The 1230-nt window shown below is 71.5% G+C and carries 1 protein-coding gene; it reads right to left on the bottom strand.

Translation table 11 applies throughout. The features are described from left to right. On the bottom strand, positions 1-1230 hold a 1230-nt coding region (locus LO771_RS29970; RefSeq protein ID WP_230748303.1), incomplete at both ends, for a condensation domain-containing protein.

Consider the following 1230-nt stretch of genomic DNA (forward strand, 5'->3'; position numbering starts at 1 on the left):
GCGGCCGGTCGGTCGGCAGGGCCAGTTCCTCCGGCAGCCCGGACAGGGCCTTGCGCCAGTAGGCCAGCTGCTCGTTGAGCAGGCTGCTCGGATCCTCCTCACCGCCGAGGAGGTCCTGCTGCCACAGGGTGTAGTCGGCGTACTGGACCGGCAGCGGTTCCCACATCGGAGCGCCACCCGCCACACGGGCGCGGTAGGCCTGCGACACGTCAGCGGCCAGCGGAACCAGGGACCAGCCGTCCGCGGCGATGTGATGCACCACGACCACGAGAACGTGGTCACGCGGGCCCACCGTCAGCAGGTCGGCGCGCAGCGGCAGGTCCGCTGCCAGGTCGAACGGGCTGTGGGCCAGGCGTGTCACGGCCGCGGCGAGGTCGTCCTCCGTGACCTTGTGGGTGCGCAGGTCGAATGCCATTTCCGACGACGGAAGGATCCGCTGTTGGGGGGCGCCGTCGACGGTGACGAGCGTTGTGCGCAGGATCTCGTGGCGGGTGAGGAGGTCGCGGAAGGCCTGCTCCAGGGCCGCAGGGTCGAGGTCACCGCGCAGGCGCATGGCGAGGGGGATGTTGTAGGTGGCGCTGGGGCCCTCGAGTTCGCCGAGGAACCACAGGCGGCGCTGCGCGAACGACAGCGGCAGCAACTGCGGGCGCACACCGGCGGTCAGAGCGCGGCGGACCGGGCGTCCGGTGTCCGCCAGCACGGCGGCGACACCCGCCGGGGTGGGGGCGTCGAAGACGGTCCGCAGGGGGATCTCGGCGCCCAGCACGGTACGTATCCGGCTCAGCAGCCGGGTCGCCATCAGGGAGTGGCCGCCGAGTTCGAAGAAGTTGTCGTCGACACCGACTTCCGGGACATCGAGGACTTCGGCGAACAGCGCGCACAGCACGGTCTCACGCTCGGTCGCGGGCTTGCGGCTTCCGGGGGCTCCGCGCAGTTCGGGGGCGGGAAGCGCACGGTGGTCGAGCTTGCCGTTCACCGTCACCGGCAGCGCGTCCAGGGCCATGAATGCCGACGGGACCATGTAGTCGGGCAGTGTGGCGGCCGTGTGGCTGCGCACCTCTGCGATCAGGTTCGTCATGTCGGTGCCCGCCGCCTTGTCGCGCGGGACGATGTAGGCGGTCAGGCGCTGGTCGCCGGGGCGGTCCTCGCGGACGAGGACCGCGGCCTGGGCCACGGCGGGGTGGGAGGCGAGTGCGGACTGCACTTCGCCGAGTTCGATGCGGAAGCCGC

The sequence above is a fragment of the Streptacidiphilus sp. ASG 303 genome, from assembly GCF_020991365.1.
GTDB lineage: Bacteria > Actinomycetota > Actinomycetes > Streptomycetales > Streptomycetaceae > Peterkaempfera.